19 protein-coding genes and 2 pseudogenes are annotated in these 18,866 nt (G+C 60.5%); 6 read left to right on the forward strand and 15 right to left on the reverse strand.

Annotated elements, in window-relative coordinates:
• Positions 1-605 precede the first annotated feature (605 nt).
• The 15 genes and pseudogenes from AB7E19_RS20655 to AB7E19_RS20725 all read right to left on the reverse strand — a co-directional run bounded on the left by AB7E19_RS20655 (position 606) and on the right by AB7E19_RS20725 (position 11,784).
• Complete coding sequence (locus tag AB7E19_RS20655; protein ID WP_427936438.1) at positions 606-2,201, reverse strand: hypothetical protein; 1,596 nt, start codon at positions 2,199-2,201, stop codon at positions 606-608.
• Positions 2,198-2,745, reverse strand: a pseudogene (locus AB7E19_RS20660) (hypothetical protein). Before AB7E19_RS20660 ends, AB7E19_RS20655 begins: the two are co-directional and overlap by 4 nt.
• Positions 2,742-3,623 (reverse strand): hypothetical protein, encoded by an 882-nt coding sequence (locus AB7E19_RS20665; RefSeq protein WP_427936440.1) that lies wholly within the window; start codon positions 3,621-3,623, stop codon positions 2,742-2,744. Before AB7E19_RS20665 ends, AB7E19_RS20660 begins: the two are co-directional and overlap by 4 nt.
• A complete protein-coding gene (locus tag AB7E19_RS20670; protein WP_427936443.1) occupies positions 3,620-4,045 on the reverse strand; it encodes a tail fiber assembly protein in 426 nt (141 codons plus the stop codon). The genes AB7E19_RS20665 and AB7E19_RS20670 overlap by 4 nt, the downstream gene beginning before the upstream one ends.
• Positions 4,045-6,087, reverse strand: coding sequence for a phage tail protein (locus AB7E19_RS20675; RefSeq protein ID WP_427936445.1), 2,043 nt, complete (start codon positions 6,085-6,087; stop codon positions 4,045-4,047). The genes AB7E19_RS20670 and AB7E19_RS20675 overlap by 1 nt, the downstream gene beginning before the upstream one ends.
• Positions 6,084-6,686, reverse strand: coding sequence for a phage tail protein (locus tag AB7E19_RS20680; RefSeq protein WP_427936447.1), 603 nt, complete (start codon positions 6,684-6,686; stop codon positions 6,084-6,086). Before AB7E19_RS20680 ends, AB7E19_RS20675 begins: the two co-directional genes overlap by 4 nt.
• Positions 6,679-7,866, reverse strand: coding sequence for a baseplate J/gp47 family protein (locus tag AB7E19_RS20685; RefSeq protein WP_427936449.1), 1,188 nt, complete (start codon positions 7,864-7,866; stop codon positions 6,679-6,681). The genes AB7E19_RS20680 and AB7E19_RS20685 overlap by 8 nt, the downstream gene beginning before the upstream one ends.
• Positions 7,863-8,186 carry a DUF2590 family protein gene (locus AB7E19_RS20690; protein ID WP_015985419.1) on the reverse strand — a complete coding sequence of 108 codons (324 nt, stop codon included), beginning with the start codon at positions 8,184-8,186 and terminating at the stop codon, positions 7,863-7,865. Before AB7E19_RS20690 ends, AB7E19_RS20685 begins: the two co-directional genes overlap by 4 nt.
• The gene (locus AB7E19_RS20695; RefSeq protein ID WP_427936451.1) at positions 8,186-10,105 is read right to left on the reverse strand and encodes a phage tail tape measure protein; all 1,920 of its coding nucleotides are present in this window, start codon (positions 10,103-10,105) and stop codon (positions 8,186-8,188) included. The genes AB7E19_RS20690 and AB7E19_RS20695 overlap by 1 nt, the downstream gene beginning before the upstream one ends.
• Positions 10,106-10,111: 6 nt before the next feature.
• Positions 10,112-10,255 (reverse strand): DUF6890 family protein, encoded by a 144-nt coding sequence (locus AB7E19_RS20700; RefSeq protein WP_015985417.1) that lies wholly within the window; start codon positions 10,253-10,255, stop codon positions 10,112-10,114.
• 41 nt (positions 10,256-10,296) lie between these two features.
• Complete coding sequence (locus AB7E19_RS20705) at positions 10,297-10,557, reverse strand: putative phage tail assembly chaperone (RefSeq protein WP_041214418.1); 261 nt, start codon at positions 10,555-10,557, stop codon at positions 10,297-10,299.
• Positions 10,554-10,754: an Rz1-like lysis system protein LysC gene (lysC, locus tag AB7E19_RS20710; protein ID WP_323881362.1), complete on the reverse strand. Its 201-nt coding sequence runs from the start codon at positions 10,752-10,754 to the stop codon at positions 10,554-10,556. Before lysC ends, AB7E19_RS20705 begins: the two co-directional genes overlap by 4 nt.
• On the reverse strand, positions 10,681-11,115 hold the full coding sequence (locus tag AB7E19_RS20715) for a hypothetical protein (protein WP_427936454.1): 435 nt from the start codon (positions 11,113-11,115) through the stop codon (positions 10,681-10,683). The genes lysC and AB7E19_RS20715 overlap by 74 nt, the downstream gene beginning before the upstream one ends.
• Complete coding sequence (locus AB7E19_RS20720; protein ID WP_427936456.1) at positions 11,112-11,573, reverse strand: glycoside hydrolase family 24 protein; 462 nt, start codon at positions 11,571-11,573, stop codon at positions 11,112-11,114. Before AB7E19_RS20720 ends, AB7E19_RS20715 begins: the two co-directional genes overlap by 4 nt.
• Entirely contained in the window at positions 11,560-11,784 is a 225-nt protein-coding gene (locus AB7E19_RS20725) for a phage holin, lambda family (protein WP_427936458.1), read from the reverse strand. Before AB7E19_RS20725 ends, AB7E19_RS20720 begins: the two co-directional genes overlap by 14 nt.
• Between AB7E19_RS20725 and AB7E19_RS20730 the strand changes: the two genes are divergently transcribed.
• From AB7E19_RS20730 to AB7E19_RS20755, 6 genes and pseudogenes are all read left to right on the forward strand, one after another.
• Positions 11,678-13,138, forward strand: coding sequence for a terminase large subunit domain-containing protein (locus AB7E19_RS20730; RefSeq protein ID WP_427936465.1), 1,461 nt, complete (start codon positions 11,678-11,680; stop codon positions 13,136-13,138). The two genes, AB7E19_RS20725 and AB7E19_RS20730, sit on opposite strands and share 107 nt — an antisense overlap.
• A pseudogene (locus AB7E19_RS20735) lies at positions 13,135-14,135 on the forward strand (phage portal protein). Before AB7E19_RS20730 ends, AB7E19_RS20735 begins: the two are co-directional and overlap by 4 nt.
• A 57-nt stretch (positions 14,136-14,192) precedes the next feature.
• A complete protein-coding gene (locus AB7E19_RS20740) occupies positions 14,193-14,444 on the forward strand; it encodes an ogr/Delta-like zinc finger family protein (protein ID WP_427936460.1) in 252 nt (83 codons plus the stop codon).
• Positions 14,445-14,926: 482 nt separating this feature from the next.
• Positions 14,927-16,150 carry an ABC-three component system protein gene (locus AB7E19_RS20745; protein WP_319909836.1) on the forward strand — a complete coding sequence of 408 codons (1,224 nt, stop codon included), beginning with the start codon at positions 14,927-14,929 and terminating at the stop codon, positions 16,148-16,150.
• Positions 16,147-16,635, forward strand: a complete 489-nt coding sequence (locus AB7E19_RS20750; RefSeq protein ID WP_319909835.1) for a three component ABC system middle component — start codon at positions 16,147-16,149, stop codon at positions 16,633-16,635. The genes AB7E19_RS20745 and AB7E19_RS20750 overlap by 4 nt, the downstream gene beginning before the upstream one ends.
• On the forward strand, positions 16,632-18,575 hold the full coding sequence (locus AB7E19_RS20755) for a DUF3732 domain-containing protein (RefSeq protein WP_427936463.1): 1,944 nt from the start codon (positions 16,632-16,634) through the stop codon (positions 18,573-18,575). Before AB7E19_RS20750 ends, AB7E19_RS20755 begins: the two co-directional genes overlap by 4 nt.
• Positions 18,576-18,866: the final 291 nt, after the last annotated feature.

The following is an 18,866-nucleotide window of genomic DNA, read 5'->3' on the forward strand; positions in this document are numbered from 1 at the left end:
TTCTCGTTGGTGGTCATACGGTGACTCCGGATAACACGGTAGGGGTACCGTTTTGTTATCCGGTTTGAAGCCGTATGACCACTCCCTTTTGTGGGCAACTGTCAGGTGAATACCATCTCCATACAAATAGGTTTTATAGCTAATTTAAAGCACTCTTGCAGATCCTGCTCCCACATTCAAATTCCCACGGAAAGTACGCTCACCCCAATACATTCAACTAGTTAGATTATTTCCCTGACCGTTCCATGCCTCACCAAACTGTAAAACCCCGCAAAAATGATCCTTCTTTGCAGATCCTCAACGACCTGCGGATCCTTGATGGGGCGCGGCCTGGGCCTATGGTTTTGCGGAAATCCACTTTTGCAAAAATTTTTCTTGATGAACCCCGCAGGCGGGAGCGGATGAGCGCGGATTCCGTGGCGCAGACGCGGCCGTGGGCGTTTCCGTGGGGTAGCAGGAGGCTGTGAGTGTGCGCAGGCTTCACGTATGATGCAGCGCTGCCCGATGGCGCCTCTTCATGCGGCGCCCTTCCCTGGCCATGCTCAGGCGCTGTCAGGCAGACAAGAAGAAGGCCCCACATTGTGGGGCCTTCTTCGCTTGGCGAGTTACTCGATGATGGGGGAGAGGGAGCTGGCCAGTTGCTTGGCTTGTTGGCCATGTTCCGTCATGGCTGCACTGTTCCCTGGTGCGGGTCCGCTGCCGTGGGTATGGCCAGCCGTGGCGGCGGCCAGTTGCTCCACCACGCTCATCAGTTGCAGCAGCAGCCGGAAGATGTTCATGCTATCTGTCCCCACCCAGGAGCGGGGCGCTTCCAGGTGCTGCAGTTCGCCGGCGACCGCCCGGCGCAGTTGTCCCACCACCTCGACCAGATCTCCGGCTGTGGTCTGGCTCAGATTGCCCAGGCACCCCAAAGTAAGATCGTCGCCGGCCAGCAGCTCGATGAGCTTGAACCCACCCACCTCTTCGACGCTGTGTTGCGCCACCTGCAGCCGATGCTGGCCATGGTCCCCCAGGTAGTCATCGCTTTGATGCTGCATCTGCAGGGCCTGGTCGTGCAGGCGGCGGTCGGTGTGGCGGCAGAGGTTCCCCACGGTATCGATGCGGCTGAATACCTCGGCCCGTTGCTGCTGCAGTTGCTCGCCCGGGGCGATATCGGGTAAAGCCCAGCCGCTGCCGAGCACGGTGCGGATAAAGGGCCGGTCGGCCCGGCCGAAGGCGAACCCCAGCTCAACTAGGGTCCCCTTGATGGGGAACTGCAGCAGGCCCTGCTCCTGCCCGCCGAACAGCACCGGCAGCGGCACCGCCCGATACAGCGGGGCAGCCTTGTCCGGTTGGCCATCCTCACCTAGCAGTTGCACATCCACCGCATAGCGGGGGCGAAAGGGATCATTGAGTTGGCCGGCAGTGGCCTGATCGCTTACTGCCTCGACCCGCCCGAACTTGGGCAGGTGCATCTTGTCCGCCAACTCAGGGAATTCCCCCTCCATCTTGCGCCGCTCCGGCGACTTCACCGGTTTGCCGGGTGTCGCCGTGGTCAGGGTCATCTCATCGCCCTTGAGACGTACCCGCATCACCCGCTTGCCGTTGATGATGGCCCCGGGTCGGATGGCCGGCACCGGCGACAGGGTAAGGGTGTCGCCCGCCTGTCTCCCTGACCAGGCGGTATCGAGCGTCACCACTTTGTCGTGCCAGCGGCTATGGGCGTGGCTCCCCACGTATATGGCGCCATCCGGTTGCTGGTACCAGACAAAGTCCGGCACCTCGAAGGCGCGCCCGGCGTTATCGAGCAACTGATAGCCGTTGCCGGCGCTGGTGAAGTTGGGGATAGGGCGGTCGGTGTAGTCTGCCCCCTGGGGCAGCAGGAAGGTGAGCCCGCAGCGGTCGGTCAGCCAGGCCAGCAGACCGCGCAGGGTGGCATGCTGCTGGCTGACTGGCAGACGGGATCCCAGGGCACCGGCGAGCTCCCGGCACAGCAGCTTGCTGGCACCGTTGGCGGCGGGCTGTACGTCGTACACGTAGCCCGTGAACCAGCGCCGCAAGTCGCCGTTATAGCCGGTGTCCAGGGTGAAGATCTGCCCCTTGAGAGCGGATCCCTCGATGGTGAGGGCGGCGCGGCCGCCGGCGTTGAGGTCCAGCACCAGATCATGGTCGATGAGGTGCACTGGCTGGCCGGCGAGGGTCAGTGAGGTGGTCAGTTTCATGCCAGCATGTCATCCATCGGTTGGAGCACGTAGCGCTCGAAGCTGCTGAGGTCTGGTGCCTCGTCCCCCGTTCCTTTGCTGCCGGGCTTGGCGGCGCTGGTGTTGGCAGTGCCCTGGCCCACGGTCGGGGCTTGCTTGGGCAGGCGCTGCTCGCGTTTCTCCGGCACCGAGTTGAACTCCTTCAGGGTGAACTGCACTTGCCAGGCGAGCAGCCCCTCCTGTTCGCTTGCGGTGATACGTCCGGCGAACCTCGCCTGGCGAACCTTCACCGACTTGGCCAACAGCGACCCGACCCGGTAGATGTGGCGCTTGCCGCCGTTACCCTTGGCGTCGGCCAGCTCAAACAGCCGGCTCAGCATGCGCTCCTCCTTGAACGGAATGAGGCCTGAGACGTCTAGCTCCTTGCCCTTGCGCCCTGTTCGGCGCTGCTTGTTGAGCTGGTCTGGCCGCTCTGGTCTTTGTCCTGAAACTGCATCGATGCGGACACCCGCATCGACTTCATGGTGATGGGTTCGCCATCCAGGGTCAGCATGGCTTGGCTCATAGGGTCAACTCCTGCCAGAAGGTGAGCGGGGAGGGGGAGAGCAGCAGGGCACCGACCGTCATGCTCATGCTGTGGTCGGGGGGCGTGCTCTGTCCGAGCTGGGTGGCGAGGCTTGCCACATCTCCCTGACCTTGCCAGTGCCAGAACGTGCCGGAGAGCTTGCCCAGCTCGGTCAGGGCGGTGGCCAGCGCATCGAGGCGGGCGCTACGGCGCACGGCGAGCCCCTGCAACTTGTCGATGGGGCTCCGGCTATCCCGGGCCAGGCTCTCCAGTTGCGCCAGCTCCGCGCCAAGGGCTGCCCGGGCAGGGCGCAGCGGTGCCCAGCAAAGGGGCTCCCCGGCGCGCCAGCGCGGCACCCTGGCGGCGGTGGGCTGGTGCATAGGGTCGTTGCTGGCCGTGAGGCGGCGCAGGGTGGCGCACCACTCCGGCAGCGGCAGCAGGGTGCAGAGGGCCGCCAACTGCCGGGCCAGGTCCTCGGTGCTGTTGCCGGTCACCAGCCAGGCGAGGGCATGCTGCTGCCCGCTGGGCAGCCGTGGGTCGGCACCATCCTGCAGCTTGGCGGCCAGGGCGGCCACCGCGTTGGGGGCGGACAGATGATGCTGGTTGCCCTGTTGTTGGCCCATCCCGTGCTGGTAGGAGGTGACGGTAAGGCAGTGGCCATTCACCAGCAACCGGTCGAGCTCGGCCCGAAGAGTGGCCAAGCCTCCGGCCGCCTCGCTAAGTGGGTGCCGCCGATACTGGGCCCGCGCGGCCAGTCCCTGCAGTCGGCCCATGGCACTCGCCTGGCTCGCCGGAAGCTGCCCCAGCACCTCCCGGGCGCGGGTGTGTACGCTGTCGGCACTGGCGGGCCAGCGCAGCGCCCCCTGGGCCCAACTCATTGGGGCATCTCCGGCCAGGTGACCGAGCTTGGCCAGCCCTTGCTTTGCGGCAGGCGCATCAGGGCGATGCGATAGCGTTGCAGGGCTTCCAGCTTGTCCAGCTCTTGCGGGGTGGCCAGCTTCAGCTCTTTGGCGTCCTGCAGGGGCGCGATGTGCAGGGTGGCCTCGGCCTGCAGGGCATCGAGTTTGCGCTGCTGCTCGGCTTCGCTCGGGAGGTATTCGGGCTGGGCCAGCGTGCGGATCTCGCCGAACTCGCCAAACATGGCGCGCACATAGAGCTCGCGCCCATGTTCGGCCGAGTAGTCCTTGCGAGCGGTAAAGGTGACGAATTGCCCGGGCAGGTGGGCAAAGGCCACCTCCATGTCCAGGGCATCCGGTTGGCCGGTGTAGGCGATGACGTTTTTGGCGGTGATGATCTCCATCAGGCGATCCTTATCCAGAGTGTGATGCGGGTATCGAAGGGGCCACCCGAGCCGAAGGAGTAGCCGAGGCACTTCCAGGTGCCAGCCAGGCTGGCGCCGTCCTGGTGCCGTTCCCCTGCCGAGGCCGGTACCAGGCTGGACCCCGACACTGTGGCTCCGATGCCTTTGGTGGCGCCGGAGACATTGGAGGCCAGTACATAGGTGCCCACCTGCCCGTAACTGCTCGCGACGATGTCGGCGTTGCCCTGTGCTGCGGTGTGGGTATGGGCAGACGGCGGCATGGTGCCGGGCTTTCCAGTGACCTCTCCCCAACTGGGCCAGCGCGCGGCATATGCCGGGATCCCGGTCAGTTGGGACCAAGGATGAGAATGGCTCGCTGCAGCCGCGCCGAGCTCGGCCAGCGTGGGCTTGTTGCCGGTGTTGTAATCCCGTGTCCAGGGTGTCCAGGCGCCGGTACTGTACTGCGCCCGGCGCCAGACCCGGCTGGAGTTGTAGACCAGGTAGGTCTGCTGGGGGCCGGCGCCAGCGCTGACGATGAGCGCCCCCGCGCTGTTCTCCGGGTAGTGGCGTGCGGCCGAGGTGTTGGCGTTGGCATGCTGGGCATACACCTTGGGTTCTTTCAGGGTGTCGAGGTCTTCGGTTCCCAGGTTGATGGGGTTGAGCCAGGAACCCGGGTGCGAGTGGGACGTGGGCGAAAGGCCGTTCAGGGCTTGCTGCAGGCCCGCGACTTCCTGGATGGTCGGCTGATGTCCGGTGTCGAAGACCTCGCGCCACGGGCTCCAGCTTGAGGAGTTTATGCTGTAGTTACGCATGGCCAGCACGCCACCCCCGTCGTAAGGCCATGCGACTTGGAGCAAGGCCTGGTACGCATAGATGCGTTTGGTCTCACAGTAGAAATAGGGGTTTGCTGTCGGCGGTGAATTTGGACAGGTCTTTTTCTCGTAGAGCCCGAAGTCACCGGCCAAACAGCTATCCAAGTCTTTGTTGGCCGTGTAGCCGAACGTCGCCCCGTTGTTATTCAACATGTCGCGGCGGGCTTTGTAGCCGCTGACATCGAGCTTGCTGGCGAGCGCTTGCGTTAACCCGGACACGTTCTCCATCAGATGGCCGTGGCTGTTGTCCTTGACCTCCACCGCAATGGTGACGCCCTGGGCATCCTCAAGGATCCCTTTGCCAGTCACATCCCCGGAGAGCTCGATGGTGCGCTTGCGGCGCAGGTCGGTGACGCTGCCGTCGCTGTTGATGATGGCGACCTTGGCCACATGGTGCTGATTGCCGTTGCTGTCCACATAGTCGGCAAGGGCCGGCACGCTCAGGGTGAGGGTGAAGTGATTCACCCAGGCATTGAGCAAAGAGCCCGCCCGGTAGATGTCGAGCCAGAGCCCCACCGGCTTGGCGCCGGCGGTGATTTTCCTGACCTCGTCGAGCTGGGCGCGCAGGCCGCCCACATAGGCCACCCCGGGCTGCACCTTGTAGACACCAGCCTCGTTTACCAGCTTGAAGCCGTCGCCGTAGAAGGTGGCCGGCCCGAAGAACTGCAGGGCCTGCAGGCGCAGATCGTCGTCCATCCCGCGCAGGCGGGCGGCATAGTCAATCTGCCAGGTGCTGGCGTCCACGTGAGTGGCGGTGGCCTCGCTTGCCCGGTCGTACTCCATCAGCATGGACTTGACCAGGCTGTTGCCGATCTGGCCGGTGGCTTCATTGGTCTTGAGTTTGGTCTCCAGCCCCTTGTGCACAATCATCCCCACCATGCCGCTGGCCTTGTTGATGAGGTACAGGGCATTGAAGCTGAAATCGCCGACCGTGGTGTCCATCACGATGGTGTAGGCCACCGAGTCGTTGTTGATGCGACCGCGCTGGTCCACCGCGTGGCGGTGCACAATCTGGCCCGCCGGTGGCAAGCCAAGATCCGGGCTTATCGGTTTGTTCGGATCCAGGCCCGGGATGTTGGCCAGCACGAACTCATCGAGCACCACTGGCGTCTGGTTGGCGAGGCTCGCCTGCAGGTAGCTGGCGAAAGCGTTGGTAATGATCTGGCTCATTGGGTCCTCTTGAGTGATGCGCCGAACACCTGCTGGTTCATGTCGATGCGACCGGGGCGCAGGGCGGCGGTGACCGGGTAAACCACCTGGAAGCGGTAGCGGCGGCAGGTGCGGCCATAGTGTTGGATGAGGGTTTCCATCAACTGCTGGTTGCTCGCGATGGCGCTGTCGGTCACTTCGATGGTGATGACGTCCCAGGGCGTGCCGGCCTGGCGTTCGTGGATGTCGCACCAGCCGATGCCAAGGCGCTCGAAGATGCGTTTAAAGCCCGCCACTTCGCCGGCGTCCCGGGCGTTCACAAAGGCGAACTTGACCCGCTTGCGAAAGAGCTCAATCGGTTCTCCGTTGAAACGCGCGATGTCCCGCTCCCAGGCGAGCAGGGCCAGCAAGGACTCCGAGCAAGTCAGCGGGTCTTGCTGGGCCAGCGGCAGCAGCAACCAGCCCTTGAGCCGTTGCCAGAAGGCATTGATGCCTTTGGCCAGGAACCCCGGCTCGGCATGGGCCGGACTGATGGTGTAGCCATCTTCCCACCAGGGGGCGCTGGCATCGGGTAGCACTGGCGCCTGCCGCTCGTGCTCAAGGGGCGTCATGTCAGTCATGCAGGGTCACCGTCAGCGTCTTCAATCGTGGGATGGCCAGCCCCGCAACGATGTCACTCTCCTCAAAGCGCAGGCTCAGAAGCTGCGGGAACTGGCGGTGCAGCTCCCGGCCAAGTTGGGAGAGCGAGAAGCGCGAGCGTGGCCAGGTGCGGGTGACGGCCGGGAAGTCTGCGGACTGGCGAAACGCCGCCCTGACCAGGTTCTCGGCGCCGGCTTTGAGCGCGGCCTTTTGCTCGTCGCTGAGGTTGGCTTGTGGCCAGAGCGCCAGGGTGAGGCTGTGCTGGGTTTCAGGGATGCTCATCACGAACAGATCATCCCCATGGCCATGGTTGCCCTGGCGGCCCACGTAGTCGTTGAGCTGATTGATGAGGCTGGCCGGGGTGGCCCCCACTTCCAGCAGGATGTAAGCGTTGGCGGTACCGGGTCCCCGCGGGGCGTCGTGCTCGAAGAAGATGTGATCGGCGCGGATCCCCGCCACGCTCGCCAGCATGGATCGGTAAATCGCATCGATGTGGTAACGGCCCACCGCTGAAAACTGGTTCTGGATGCGCAGACCGAGCGCGTCGTTGCTCTCGACGTCGCTGCCCTGGGTGGTGATCCACTCCTTGTCATCGTTACGGGCCGAGAGGATGCCGGTCACCGGTTCGCTCAGCAGGTTGTAATAGCCCGGGGCGAGGTTCCAGGCCGCACCGGCGAGCTCGGCCTCGCACACCACCCGGGCCACCGCTTCCCCGGCGGGACTCACCACCGCCTGCAGGGGGCGCAGGCGATAGATGGTGCCGTTGATGCGCTCGGTGGTGACCCAGATGTCGGCCGGGATGGTGACGGCGTCGCTCGGGTTGGCTTTCACGAAGTTGACCAGGCCCCGGGTCTTCTGGGCCGCCTTGCGAGTAAGGTCCACATCCCAGGCCTTGAGGTCCAGATAGGCATCGGTGGCGGTGGCCGCGAAGGTGTTGGGCAGCACATGGCCCGCCAGCAGGGTGCGGATCAGCCAGAGGGCCGGGGTGATGACCACACCGCGCACCAGCCGCCAGAACGGGCTCACATCGCTGTCGTTGGTGATGAGGGAGCCGGCGGCCACCACCTCCTTCTTGAGCTCGGCCTCCATGGCCGCCTCGGTGGTCGGCACGCCAGCCTCGGCCAGCAGGGCCATAAAGTCCACGGTCGGGCGCAGGTTCACAGGGTTACCTCCAGTTCGCCGAATTCATAGGTGCGGGCGGTGACCAGTACCCGGTCGGGGGCCTCTTCGCTGATGAAGATAGTGCCGGGCACCAGCCGCTCGTCGTCTTCAACCAGCAGTTCAATCTCGGTCATCACATCGCTGCGCAGGGTGGGGCTACGCTCGCCGATGAGCTTGCGGGCGAGCCCGGATTCCATGATGCGGTGCTTGATGTCCTGACCGATGCTGTGGCGGTCCTGGGTGGTGCGGGGCTGGCCCCCTGCATCGAGCTGCCAAGCGCCGTTCACCACCAGGATGTCGATGTACTTGGGTTCGTTCATCACTTGGTCTCCAGCCAGGCGTTTTCGGCCAGCTGCTCCGGGGTCATGGGATTCTGGTTGGTGATGTGCACCTCGCCGATATGCAGGGACTTGGCGGGCTTCTGGTTGGCAGCGCTCGCGGCCGCGTTGGCCTGGATCAGCTGCTGGCCCAACCCGCCGGCCGGTACTTTGCTCTGCTCCGGCTGACGGTAGCGGGCGAGGGGAGCGGTGATCGAGGCCTGTTGCTGCTCTGCCGTCATAGGGGCGCTGACCGTCCCCGGCATGACCGGGAGGGTCAGCGGGGTGAGCGCGGGCATCTGCAGGTCCGGCATGCCGCCGAGCTCGATATTGACCCCCGGGATCAGGTTGAGTTTCTCGATCAGCCAGTCCACCGCCCGCCCCAGCAACTGGAAGGGGCTCAGGTTGCCGAGCAGTTGCATGAAACTGGCCCAGCCGGCGACGGCCCCGTCGATCATGCTCTGGATGGTGTCGAACACGCCCCAATCCGCCAGGGTCTTCTTGAGGTCATCCCAGTAGTAGATGACCGCTGCGACAGCGCCGATCAGCAGTACTATCCCGGCAATGATCAGGCCGATGGGGTTGGCATACATGGTGATGTTGACGGCCAGCAGAATGGCGCGGAAGGCGACCAGCCAGGCCTTGAGCAGGTTGAGCGGGGCGATCAGAAGCGACCAGGCGATGCCGAGCCCGAGAGTGGTCATCTTCGCCAGCCCGGCGAGCAGCAGCCAGGCACCGGTCACCATGCTAAGGCCCACGATGGCGAGCAGGGCGTAGCTCACCACCCTGGTGAGGTTCGGGAAGAGGTGGGTCCAGCGCAGCACGGTGTCGGCTCCATCGGCAAAGACCCCCACCACCTTGTTGATGGCCGGTAGCACCACCCCAAAGGCGGCGGCCCGGATGGCGAACCATCCTTGCGTCACCCGTTCCCACTGGTCGGTCATAGAGGCGGCCATCTGCTCGGCCTTGCCCATGCCGTGGGTGTTGGCCAGGGCATTGATGTTGGTGGAAAGGGCCTTGGTGTTGGTCATCAGAAGTTTGACCATGGCCACCGCCTCATCCGAGCCAAATGCCTTCTTTAGCTCGTCCCCCTCGGCCACGCTCAGGGTCTCGCCATAGCGCGCCTTGAGTTTGTCGAGGATGGTGAGCACCGGCAGCATGTTGCCCGCGGCGTCGGTGAACTTCATGCCGAGCGCCTTCTGGGCACTGCCCACCCCGGCCAGGAAGGCCTTGAACTTGGTCCCGGCTTCGCCGCCGCCCATGGTGGCCTGCAGTTGACCCAGCACGGCGAACTGCTCGTTCATCGACACCCCGGCCGCCGTGGCGTTGGCACCGATGGCCCCAAAGGCATCGGCCATGCCCTGGCCGGTAGTCTTGAACAGTTGCACCGCGAGCGCCGTCTTGCCGGCCACATCCTCCACCCAGTTGGCCTTGCCCATCTGCTTGGCCTGCTGCTCGAAGATGCCGTACATGGTACCCATGTAGTTGGTGATGGTGGCGGTGTCGGCCTTGGTGGCCTTTGCAAGGACGGTCGAGGCGCGGGTGAAGGCGGGCAGCTCATTGCCCTCCAACCCGGCGATGGCGGACTGGATGTCGTAGGAGGAGCGGACAATCTCCGTGGCTGAGTTGCCATACTGTACGGACAGCTTGAGGGCTTCGCGGCCGAGCGCGCCGAGCACGTCTTTTTGCACATCGAGGGAGGCGACCTCAGAGAGGGCACGGTCCATCTCGATGGCGGGCCCCAGGGCCGCCTGCACCGCCAGCCCGCCGGCGGCCAGGGTGGTGGCCCCCATGGCCATGTTGCTCCAGCCCTGGCGGCCCGCCTTGCTGACCTTGTCCATCTGGGCATTGATGCCAGCAAGGGGCTTGGTGACCTGGTCAACCAGGGCCACCTGCATCATCAATTTTTCCATCCAGGCCATCAGTCGTTACCCGTTCAGTGCTTTGGCAATGCCCTCGGCCACGGCGGCGGCGTTGGACTCTCGGTGCTGTTTGTCTAACCAGATGGCGCGAGCCAGGCTGTCGAGGTCGTCCTCTTCGTGGGGCAGGTAGTAGCGCCGCAGCGCCAGCACCTGCTCCAGTTGGTTGCGCTCGATGGCCTCGGCGCGCGCGGTCAGTTTTTTACGGTGATCTCCAGGGTGGGGGCGAACTGCTCGTTAATGGCTCCCGCCAACTGCAGGGCGGCGCCCGGGCGCTTGAGCAGCTCGTCCAGTGCGGCCTTGCTCTCCTGGCAGACGATCTTCTTGAGGTAGTTGTGGGCCGGCGCCACCTTGTCGCTCGGCATCATGTCGTTGATGAAGCCGTTGTAGGCGGTCATGGTCGGTTCAAAGCTGATGTCGGTACCGGCCACAGTCAGGGTCAGGGTCTTGCTCATGGGGTGGTCTCCTCTTGGGTTATCCAGTTGTTCAGGGTGGTGATCTGGGTTTGGCAGCGGCGCAGCGCCGCCTGCAGGGTGGGGATAAACCGCACGGCATCGCCGTAGGTGCTCCCCGTGAAATCAGGCTCCGGGCAGTGGGGCACCAGTCCCGGCGGCGGTAGCCGCTTGACCACCCGGGTTTGCACCACGCTCAACGGCTGGCTGGAGCAGGCGCAGAGCGCCAGCAGGCAAAGGCTCGCGAGCGCAATCCGGACGGCCCGCCGGCGATGTGGCCAGGGCTTGTTGCAGGTCATTGGCTGTCTTCCTGTTCTGGTTGTCGAGTTCGGCCAACGCCGCGTTCTGATGGGCGAGCAGTTGGCGCAGGGCGCTGTCTTCTTGTCGCAGCGTCTTGAGCACACTGCCCATCTGGTCGTTGGCCTCTCGCAGGGTGGCAATGGTCTCGTTGGCGGTGGCGAGCTCCCGGGTGCGCTGGGTGAGCCGCTCCCCCTGAGCAAACAGCAAGCAGCCGATCACCAACCCGATCAGGGTCGGCAACAACCGGATGAGCGTGCTCATGCCAGCACCCCGCCAAACTCGGTGAACTTGGCCAGCAGATCCGCCAGCTTGTGCTCGCGCTGGCCGTAGCCTGCGCCTGGCAGGCTGGCCCAGATGTTGGCGCACTTGCTGATCGCCTGTGGAATACGTCCCTTGATCACGTCATCCAGTGCCTTGCGCTCACGGATAAGCTGGATGGCCCAGGTGTCCTGGGAGACGGGGCCAAAGTCCGGCAGGCCGAGCGCCGCCTGGTAGTGGCGCCAATGGCGGGACAGGAACTGATAGCGCCCGGCGGCGGTGCTGTGCAGGGTCGGATTGACCCGCACCAACACATCGGGGTGTTCGCGGTAGTCCTGGAAGAACCCGGCCGGGTTGACCAGCTTGTTGTAACCATCGTCGCCCAACCCCTTGGTGCCCTCGGCATAGGCGAGCAGGTCGAGAAAGGCGGCCATCTGGGGATGGCAGTCACTGTGCGGCATTGTTGTCCTCCTTCTTGCTAAACATCAGGGCCGCCCTGTCGCGGATAATGTCGATCCCAAGCAGCCCCACCACGCCGCCCAGGAAGGGGGTGGCCTCCTGGGGGATCCCGAGCAGGTGGGTCCCGGTGGCGGCCGCCAGGGTGATAAGGCCGCACAGCAGGGATTCGATCAGCCACCTGACGGCCGATGACTTTATCGAGTGGCTGGGCACCCTGTTCGGCTATCAGTTGCGTGTGCGGGAGGCCAAGAACGACCCGTCGCTGCCGCGCACCCGCAACATCCTCAAGTCCCGTCAGATCGGCATGACCTACTACTTCGCCGGTGAGGCGCTGGAAGATGCCATTCTGACCGGCGGCAACCAGATTTTCCTGTCCGCCACCCGGGCCCAGGCGGAGGTGTTCCGCTCCTACATCTGCAAGATTGCCCAGACCTTCCTGGGCGTCACCCTGACCGGCAACCCCATCGTGCTGTCGAACGGGGCAGAGCTGCACTTCTGCTCCACCAACTCCAACAGCGCCCAATCCCGCTCCGGTAACGTCTACATCGACGAATACTTCTGGATCCCCAACTTCGAGAAGCTCTCGGACGTGGCCAGTGCCATGGCGACCCAGAGCCACTGGCGCAAGACCTACTTCTCGACCCCGTCGAGCAAGGTGCACGAAGCGTATCGGTTCTGGACCGGGGAGCGCTGGAAGGGGCAGCGCCCGAGCCGGGTGGCCATCGACTTCCCGGGCGAAGAAGCGCTGCGCGACGGTGGCCGTGTCTGTCCGGACAGGCAGTGGCGTTACGTCATCACCATCGAGGATGCGATTCGCCTCGGCTGCCACCTCATCGACATCGAGGAGCTCAAAGACGAGTACCCGGAGGAGGTGTTCGACAGGCTCTACATGTGCCGCTTTATCGACGATGCCCTGTCGGTGTTCAAGTTCCAGGACATGGAGCGGGCCGGGGTGGATCCGACTCGGTGGGAGGACTACAAGCCCGGGCGGCCTGACCCGTTCGGCCGGCGCGAGGTGTGGATGGGTTACGACCCGAGCCGCACCCGCGACAATGCCACCCTGGTGGTGGTCGCCCCGCCCACGGTCGCCGGTGAGCGCTTCAGGGTGCTGGAAAAGCACTACTGGCGCGGGCTCAACTTCCAGTTCCAGGCGCAGGAGATCACCCGCATCGCCAAGAAATTCCGGGTCACGTATCTCGGGGTCGACGTCTCCGGCATCGGCGCCGGGGTGTTTGACCTCTTGAAGCCGGTCTTCAAAGGGGTGTGCCACCCCATCAACTACAGCATCGAGAGCAAGTCGCGGTTGGTGCTCAAGATGATCGACGTGGTGGAGGCCAACCGCATCGAGTGGGACAGCTCGGATCGGGACATCCCGCTCGCCTTCCTCGCCATCAAGCGCAGCACCACCGGCGGCGGCGAGATGACGTTTCGGGCCGCCCGGGACAACGTTACCGGACACGCCGACGTGTTTTTTGCCATCGCCCACGCCGTGGCCAATGAGCCGCTCGATACCCACCGCAAACGCAAATCCACCTGGGCAACCAGCCAGGAGAAGAAGGTAGCATGACCAAGCGACACAAATCCCAACCGGCCCAGACGGTCACCTCACCCAACCGCAGCTCCGTGGCCTTCAGCATGCCGGAGGCCATCGACCCCACGGCCTGGATGACCGATTACACCGGAGTGTTCTACAATCCCTACGGCGAGTATTACCAGCCGCCTATCGAGCGCAAGGGGCTGGCCAAGGTGGCCAGGGCCAACGCCCACCACGGGGCCATCTTGATGGCAAGGCGGAACATGGTGGCGGGGCGCTTCACCAACCAGCGCGCCACCATCACGGCGTTCGTGCACAACTACCTGCAGTTTGGGGATGCGGGCCTGCTTAAAGCCAGGTGGTGGGACTGCACCCGCTCTCCAGCGTCTACCTGCGCCGGCGCGAGGATGACTGTTTTGTCTACCTGCAGCAGGGCAAGCCAAACCTGATCTACCGCCCGGAGGATGTGATCTGGCTGGCCCAGTACGATCCCGAACAGCAGGTTTATGGTATGCCCGATTACCTGGGCGGCCTGCAGTCGGCCCTGCTCAACCAGGACGCCACCCTGTTTCGGCGCAAATACTTCCTCAATGGTGCCCACATGGGGTTCATCTTTTACGCGACCGACCCGAACATGGACGACGACACCGAGGAGGAGATGAAGGAGATGATCGCGAGCAGCAAGGGGGTGGGGAACTTCCGCTCCTTGTTCGTCAACATCCCCGACGGCAAGCCCGATGGCATCAAGCTGATCCCGGTGGGGGATATCGCGACCAAGGACGAGTTCGCGGCCATCAAGGGGATCACCGCCCAGGATGTGCTGACATCCCATCGCTTTCCAGCGGCGCTGGCCGGCATCATTCCGACCAATGGCGGGGGAGGGCTCGGGGATCCCGAGAAGTACGATGCCACCTATGCCAGAAACGAGGTGCTGCCGCTGTGTGAGCTTATCCAGGATGCCATCAACAGCGCGGGACTCCCTCGCTCCCTTTGGGTCGATTTTCGGGAGAATATCGGTTCGACTGTATAAACAAACAGTATTTGATGTGGCAAGATAGGCTGTTGATTTGGATAGAAAAGGGGCGTAATGCGGGTTTATTGCAAAGTGTGTGGCCAGCGGGGCCGCATTACCAAAACCAACCGACTGAGCGATGATGTCTCAGATCTCTACTGCCAGTGCACTGATGCCGAGTGCGGCCACAGCTGGGTGGCCACCTTGTCGTTCGCCCATACCCTAAGCCCCTCGGCCAAGACCACCAACCAGCTGGTGCTGAGCTTGATGGGATCGCTGACGCTGGAGGGGCGGCAGTTGGTACTGAAAGGACTGGGGGCGCAATAGCGCCCTCAGCATTATGTGTGATAACCACGAATACCCGCTAGCTCTACTGAAAGCAACATAGATCGCCTCCTCTTTGTCCAACAATACTGACCTTCGTCAAAAATCAAACAAAAATCAGCGAGATAGGTAACTTTTTATTCACTAAGATGGTTATCGTTTGATACCTTACTCATCCGGCCCCCCGATTGTGCCAAAGGTAACCTAGATGTATCTGATGGTTGACCTCTCTTTAATCTGGTTGTGAGCCGAATGCTGAAAGTTAAAACTCCGTGTAGTAGCTAGGTTGCTTGTGGGATGCGAGACAATGACATGAATTAAATTAGGTTGTTTGCGCAGAAGGACGATTCTATTTATCTATGCTCTAGGTCTATTAGCTTCGGGGGAGGGAGGGAACTATGGGAATCTACAATATTAAAATTTCTTATTTCAATAAGAAGATGACGTCGGCGACGGCGTACTTCGGCTAGGTAGCGATTAAACCGATGACAGCCAAGAGCACAGATAAATTTTCAGCTGGCGAGCAAGGCTTGGGATACATTTACCAGGCACGCCTTGCCCTACTACAACTGCTCCAATTTCCAGAAGATACAGCCATCTGCTTGGAAAAAGATGACGATCTCGATTTTATCAACGGTGACGGTGGGAAGTCTTTGGCCTCACTCAAACATAAGGCGATAGGAGACAGGCTGACTGACCTATCGACGGATTTCTGGAAGTCCGTCAACATCTGGTTGGCGCGGTACAATCGGGATGGACGCGCGGCATCGAATCTGCGTTTTTTCCTGTTCACTACTGGCATAGTGTCTAACGGCTCATTCCTAACACGTTTTCTTCCTGAGCCGCCTGTTGCCTCTTGTGATGAGACAACGCTGGCAGAATTGGCCGAAGAAGCACTTGCCAAATCGGAATCGAAACTTATCCAACCAATCGCTGCGGTGTTCAACGAGCTAAGCGATTTCGAGAAGCAGGATTTTCTCGAGCGAATACTAATTTTTGATAGCCATCCACGCATCACTGAGATCCCGGCTCACATTAGGGATAATTACATGCGAAGCATTCGGCGCGAACACCGTGAGTCCGTCTTCGAGAGATTGGAAGGTTGGTGGACTGATGCCGTGATCAAGCATTTGTCTGGTGATAGACCGGATGGAATATTCGGCTATGAAGTGTCTGACAAACTCTCGAACTTCGCCGAGGAGTACAAGCTTGACAACTTGCCTATTACCTTCCGCGGAAAAGTGCCTGCAAGCGAGATCGATACTGATACCGATCCACGTCTATTTGTGGTGCAGTTGCGTGAAATCGGTCTTTCTTCCAACCGGATCAGAAGTGCGATTCTGGATTATTACCGGGCGTTCGAACAACGATCTGCTTGGGCGCGAGAAAACCTGCTTGTTTTGGGAGAAGTTGAGGAATATGAAGAGCGGCTTACTGATGAATGGGGTCGCTATAAGGATGTCGTTTTTGAGAGGCTGAAGGATGGCTGTGCGGAAGGAGTCTTCCGCGAAGCAGGCGTTACCCTCTACAACTGGGCGGAATTTGAGACCGGGAAAATCGATTCTCTACGCATCCGAGCGAGAGTTTCGGAACCTTATGTCCTTCGCGGTAGTTTTCACATTTTGGCGGATGCCACACCCGAACCCAGAGTTTACTGGCACCCCAAATTCCTCGAGCGTCTCGGCGGCGTGCTGGCGGTGGCCTTATGAAGCGATGGGATCTGCGCCCCTTCGAGATTCGGAGTCTATTCAATCCCGCATTCTGCGGTCTAGTTTTGTTCCGTGCTTTGCATAGCTATGAAGAAGAAGATCCTCGTGGCATGCCTTTCTCGTTGTCGTTACTTGTACTACCCCTGAGCTTGCACAAAAACTCGCGAGAGGTGATTGCTGGCAGCCCTCGAAGTTACCTACTTAAGACTGTAGAGATAAACCAATACATTATGGTGGGGTTCGCAGATCGGGTTTCGCAGATGTTGCCGTATGCCTTCGAGGGGTTTGGCCTGTTAATGGAAAGGGGTTGTATCGTTGTCACTGACGACGGTCGTATCCAGACCGTCCCAAAAAAGGTTCGCAAGACCGTCAATGGAACAGCTGAAACTGTCGCTTGCCAGAAAGTTGCACGCATTGTCGGAAAAGAATTCGCACGCATCTCCGATCGGGCGACCATTTATACGACTTTCGGGATTCGCCCATGAAGATTAGTTCCATACACATTTATAGCCATAATGGGCAGCGCCGTGACCTCCAGTTCAAGATAAACGGACTCAACGTTATCACTGGCCGCTCTTCCACAGGGAAGTCTGCGCTCGCAGAAATCATCGAATATTGCATGGGACGCTCCTCGTTTAATATCCCTGAAGGAATCATTCGAGACAAAGTGGCTTGGTTTGCGGTGATCTACCAGTTTGAGAAAGAGCAGGTACTAATTGCGAAGCCAACTCCACCCAGAGGTGGCGTTAGTTGCAGCACGGTTATGCTGCGGAGGGGGAGCGATCTCCAGGCCCCTGAGTTTAAAGAATTGGCGGTCAATACAGACGATGAGAGCATCGTTGAGTTGTTGTCGCGCCTACTAGGCATTCCTGAGAACAGAACTGACGTCGCGCTTGAGCACAGCCGAAACAGCTATGATGCGAATGTAAAGCACACGTTCTACTACTTGTTCCAGAAACAAGGACTGGTTGCTAACAAGGACCAACTTTTTTACCGACAGAATGAGCAGTTCCAACCTCAAGCTATCCGTGACACGTTGCCTATCCTGCTTGGTATATCTTCTAACGACCGCTACGAGCTGGAGTCCAAGTTACGAATAGCGCATCGTGACCTGAGGATTAGTAACAAAAAGCTGGAATTGGCGCGTGACACTATCGATACATCGCGAGAGCAGGCTATCAGTCTCTACTCGGAAGCAAAGGCAGTCGGAGTCATTGGTAACACCGAAGAGGTTTTGAATGATGTGGTGATCGATGTCTTGAGGTCGGCCTTATCGTGGAAGCCCGAGACATTACCTAGCGATGATGGTAGCCGTATTTCTCTTTTGGAAGAGGAACTCTCTAGGTTGCGCCAAGATCGTCGGGACATCCAAGCTCGGATCGACGCGGCGAAACAGTTCGCTCAGCGTGCTGGTAGCTACGAAAACGAGGCCATCGAACAGATCGACCGGCTGGCATCTATCAAGGCTCTGCCGAGGAACATCGACAGTGGTGAGTGGCAATGGCCATTTACTGAACAAAACTTGGCGCTTGAAAGTCCAGTTGCCCAAGTTCTCCTTAATGAACTGGAATCACTCGACAAGGAACTGCGTATAGCCACAGGTCAGCGTCCCAAACTTGAAGCCTATCTTACCGAACTAACCTGCAATAAGGATGAGATCGCATCTAATATCAAGAAAAAAGAAGCGGAACTTTCCGCTGCGATATCGGCCAACGAACTTATTTCTAAGATGGGTACTCGTAACACTGCGGCAGCTCGTGTGGTTGGCCGCATCAGTCTGTTTCTTGAAAGACTCCTCCCGGATAAGGATTTTGCAAAACTAGAAGCGGAGAACCGCCGTCTTATCAGCAAGGTCAAGTCACTTGGGGAGCAAATTGGTTCAGATGACAGTAACGAACGTCTTACTTCGATTCTCAACAATATCTCCGTACAAGTGTCACGATACATACAGAAATTCAATGCCGAATTTGCCCCTTATCCTGCACGGTTTAGTCTGCCGCAGTTGACTATTATCTTTGACCGACCCGAGCGGCCTGTGCCTATGAGCCGTACTGGTGGCGGAGAAAACCATTTAGCCTATCATTTATCTGCCCTGCTAGCCCTACATCTATTTGCGGCGCAGAACAATCGCCCCATCCCGCGTTTCATGCTTATTGACCAACCAACTCAAGTCTACTTTCCATCCGAACAGGTGTACATGGATGCGGACGGATCAGTGCAGAAGACAGAAAACGACGCTGACCTTGATGCGGTTCGTCGGCTGTTTGAATTATTGCTAAACTTCACCCAAAAGGATGTCCCTGGTTTCCAGCTAATCGTCACTGAACATGCGAATCTACGCGATAATTGGTTCCAGGATGCGCTGGTCGAAGAGGTGTGGGCAAAACCGCCAGCTTTGGTTCCAGAGTCTTGGCCAGACATGTGACTTCCAGCTGGTAATCAGTTTTTCAGTCAGGATCACGAACCAGAGGGCGCTTAGCTTGATGTGGTCGCTGACACCAGAGGAACTGCAGTTGAGCATAAAAATTATTGGGGGCGCAATGGAGCCCCCATTTTTTTTACTCACAACCAATAATCATAGTTACTGTGTGTATGGAGATGGTATTCACCTGACAGTTGCCCACAAAAGGGAGTGGTCATACGGCTTCAAACCGGATAACAAAACGGTACCCCTACCGTGTTATCCGGAGTCACCGTATGACCACCAACGAGAAAG

Source organism: Aeromonas sp. (assembly GCF_050252055.1).
Classification (GTDB): domain Bacteria; phylum Pseudomonadota; class Gammaproteobacteria; order Enterobacterales; family Aeromonadaceae; genus Aeromonas; species Aeromonas caviae.

Bases quoted from the DNA above. Each gene is read 5' to 3' on its own strand.
- AB7E19_RS20695 (WP_427936451.1), bottom strand. From the start codon at position 10,105: ATGGCCTGGATGGAAAAATTGATGATGCAGGTGGCCCTGGTTGACCAG.
- AB7E19_RS20675 (WP_427936445.1), bottom strand. From the start codon at position 6,087: ATGAGCCAGATCATTACCAACGCTTTCGCCAGCTACCTGCAGGCGAGC.
- AB7E19_RS20715 (WP_427936454.1), bottom strand. From the start codon at position 11,115: ATGAGCACGCTCATCCGGTTGTTGCCGACCCTGATCGGGTTGGTGATC.
- AB7E19_RS20680 (WP_427936447.1), bottom strand. From the start codon at position 6,686: ATGACTGACATGACGCCCCTTGAGCACGAGCGGCAGGCGCCAGTGCTA.
- AB7E19_RS20740 (WP_427936460.1), top strand. From the start codon at position 14,193: ATGCGGGTTTATTGCAAAGTGTGTGGCCAGCGGGGCCGCATTACCAAA.
- AB7E19_RS20720 (WP_427936456.1), bottom strand. From the start codon at position 11,573: ATGCCGCACAGTGACTGCCATCCCCAGATGGCCGCCTTTCTCGACCTG.
- AB7E19_RS20690 (WP_015985419.1), bottom strand. From the start codon at position 8,186: ATGAACGAACCCAAGTACATCGACATCCTGGTGGTGAACGGCGCTTGG.
- AB7E19_RS20665 (WP_427936440.1), bottom strand. From the start codon at position 3,623: ATGAGTTGGGCCCAGGGGGCGCTGCGCTGGCCCGCCAGTGCCGACAGC.
- AB7E19_RS20745 (WP_319909836.1), top strand. From the start codon at position 14,927: ATGACAGCCAAGAGCACAGATAAATTTTCAGCTGGCGAGCAAGGCTTG.
- AB7E19_RS20655 (WP_427936438.1), bottom strand. From the start codon at position 2,201: ATGAAACTGACCACCTCACTGACCCTCGCCGGCCAGCCAGTGCACCTC.
- AB7E19_RS20750 (WP_319909835.1), top strand. From the start codon at position 16,147: ATGAAGCGATGGGATCTGCGCCCCTTCGAGATTCGGAGTCTATTCAAT.
- AB7E19_RS20670 (WP_427936443.1), bottom strand. From the start codon at position 4,045: ATGGAGATCATCACCGCCAAAAACGTCATCGCCTACACCGGCCAACCG.
- AB7E19_RS20755 (WP_427936463.1), top strand. From the start codon at position 16,632: ATGAAGATTAGTTCCATACACATTTATAGCCATAATGGGCAGCGCCGT.
- AB7E19_RS20705 (WP_041214418.1), bottom strand. From the start codon at position 10,557: ATGAGCAAGACCCTGACCCTGACTGTGGCCGGTACCGACATCAGCTTT.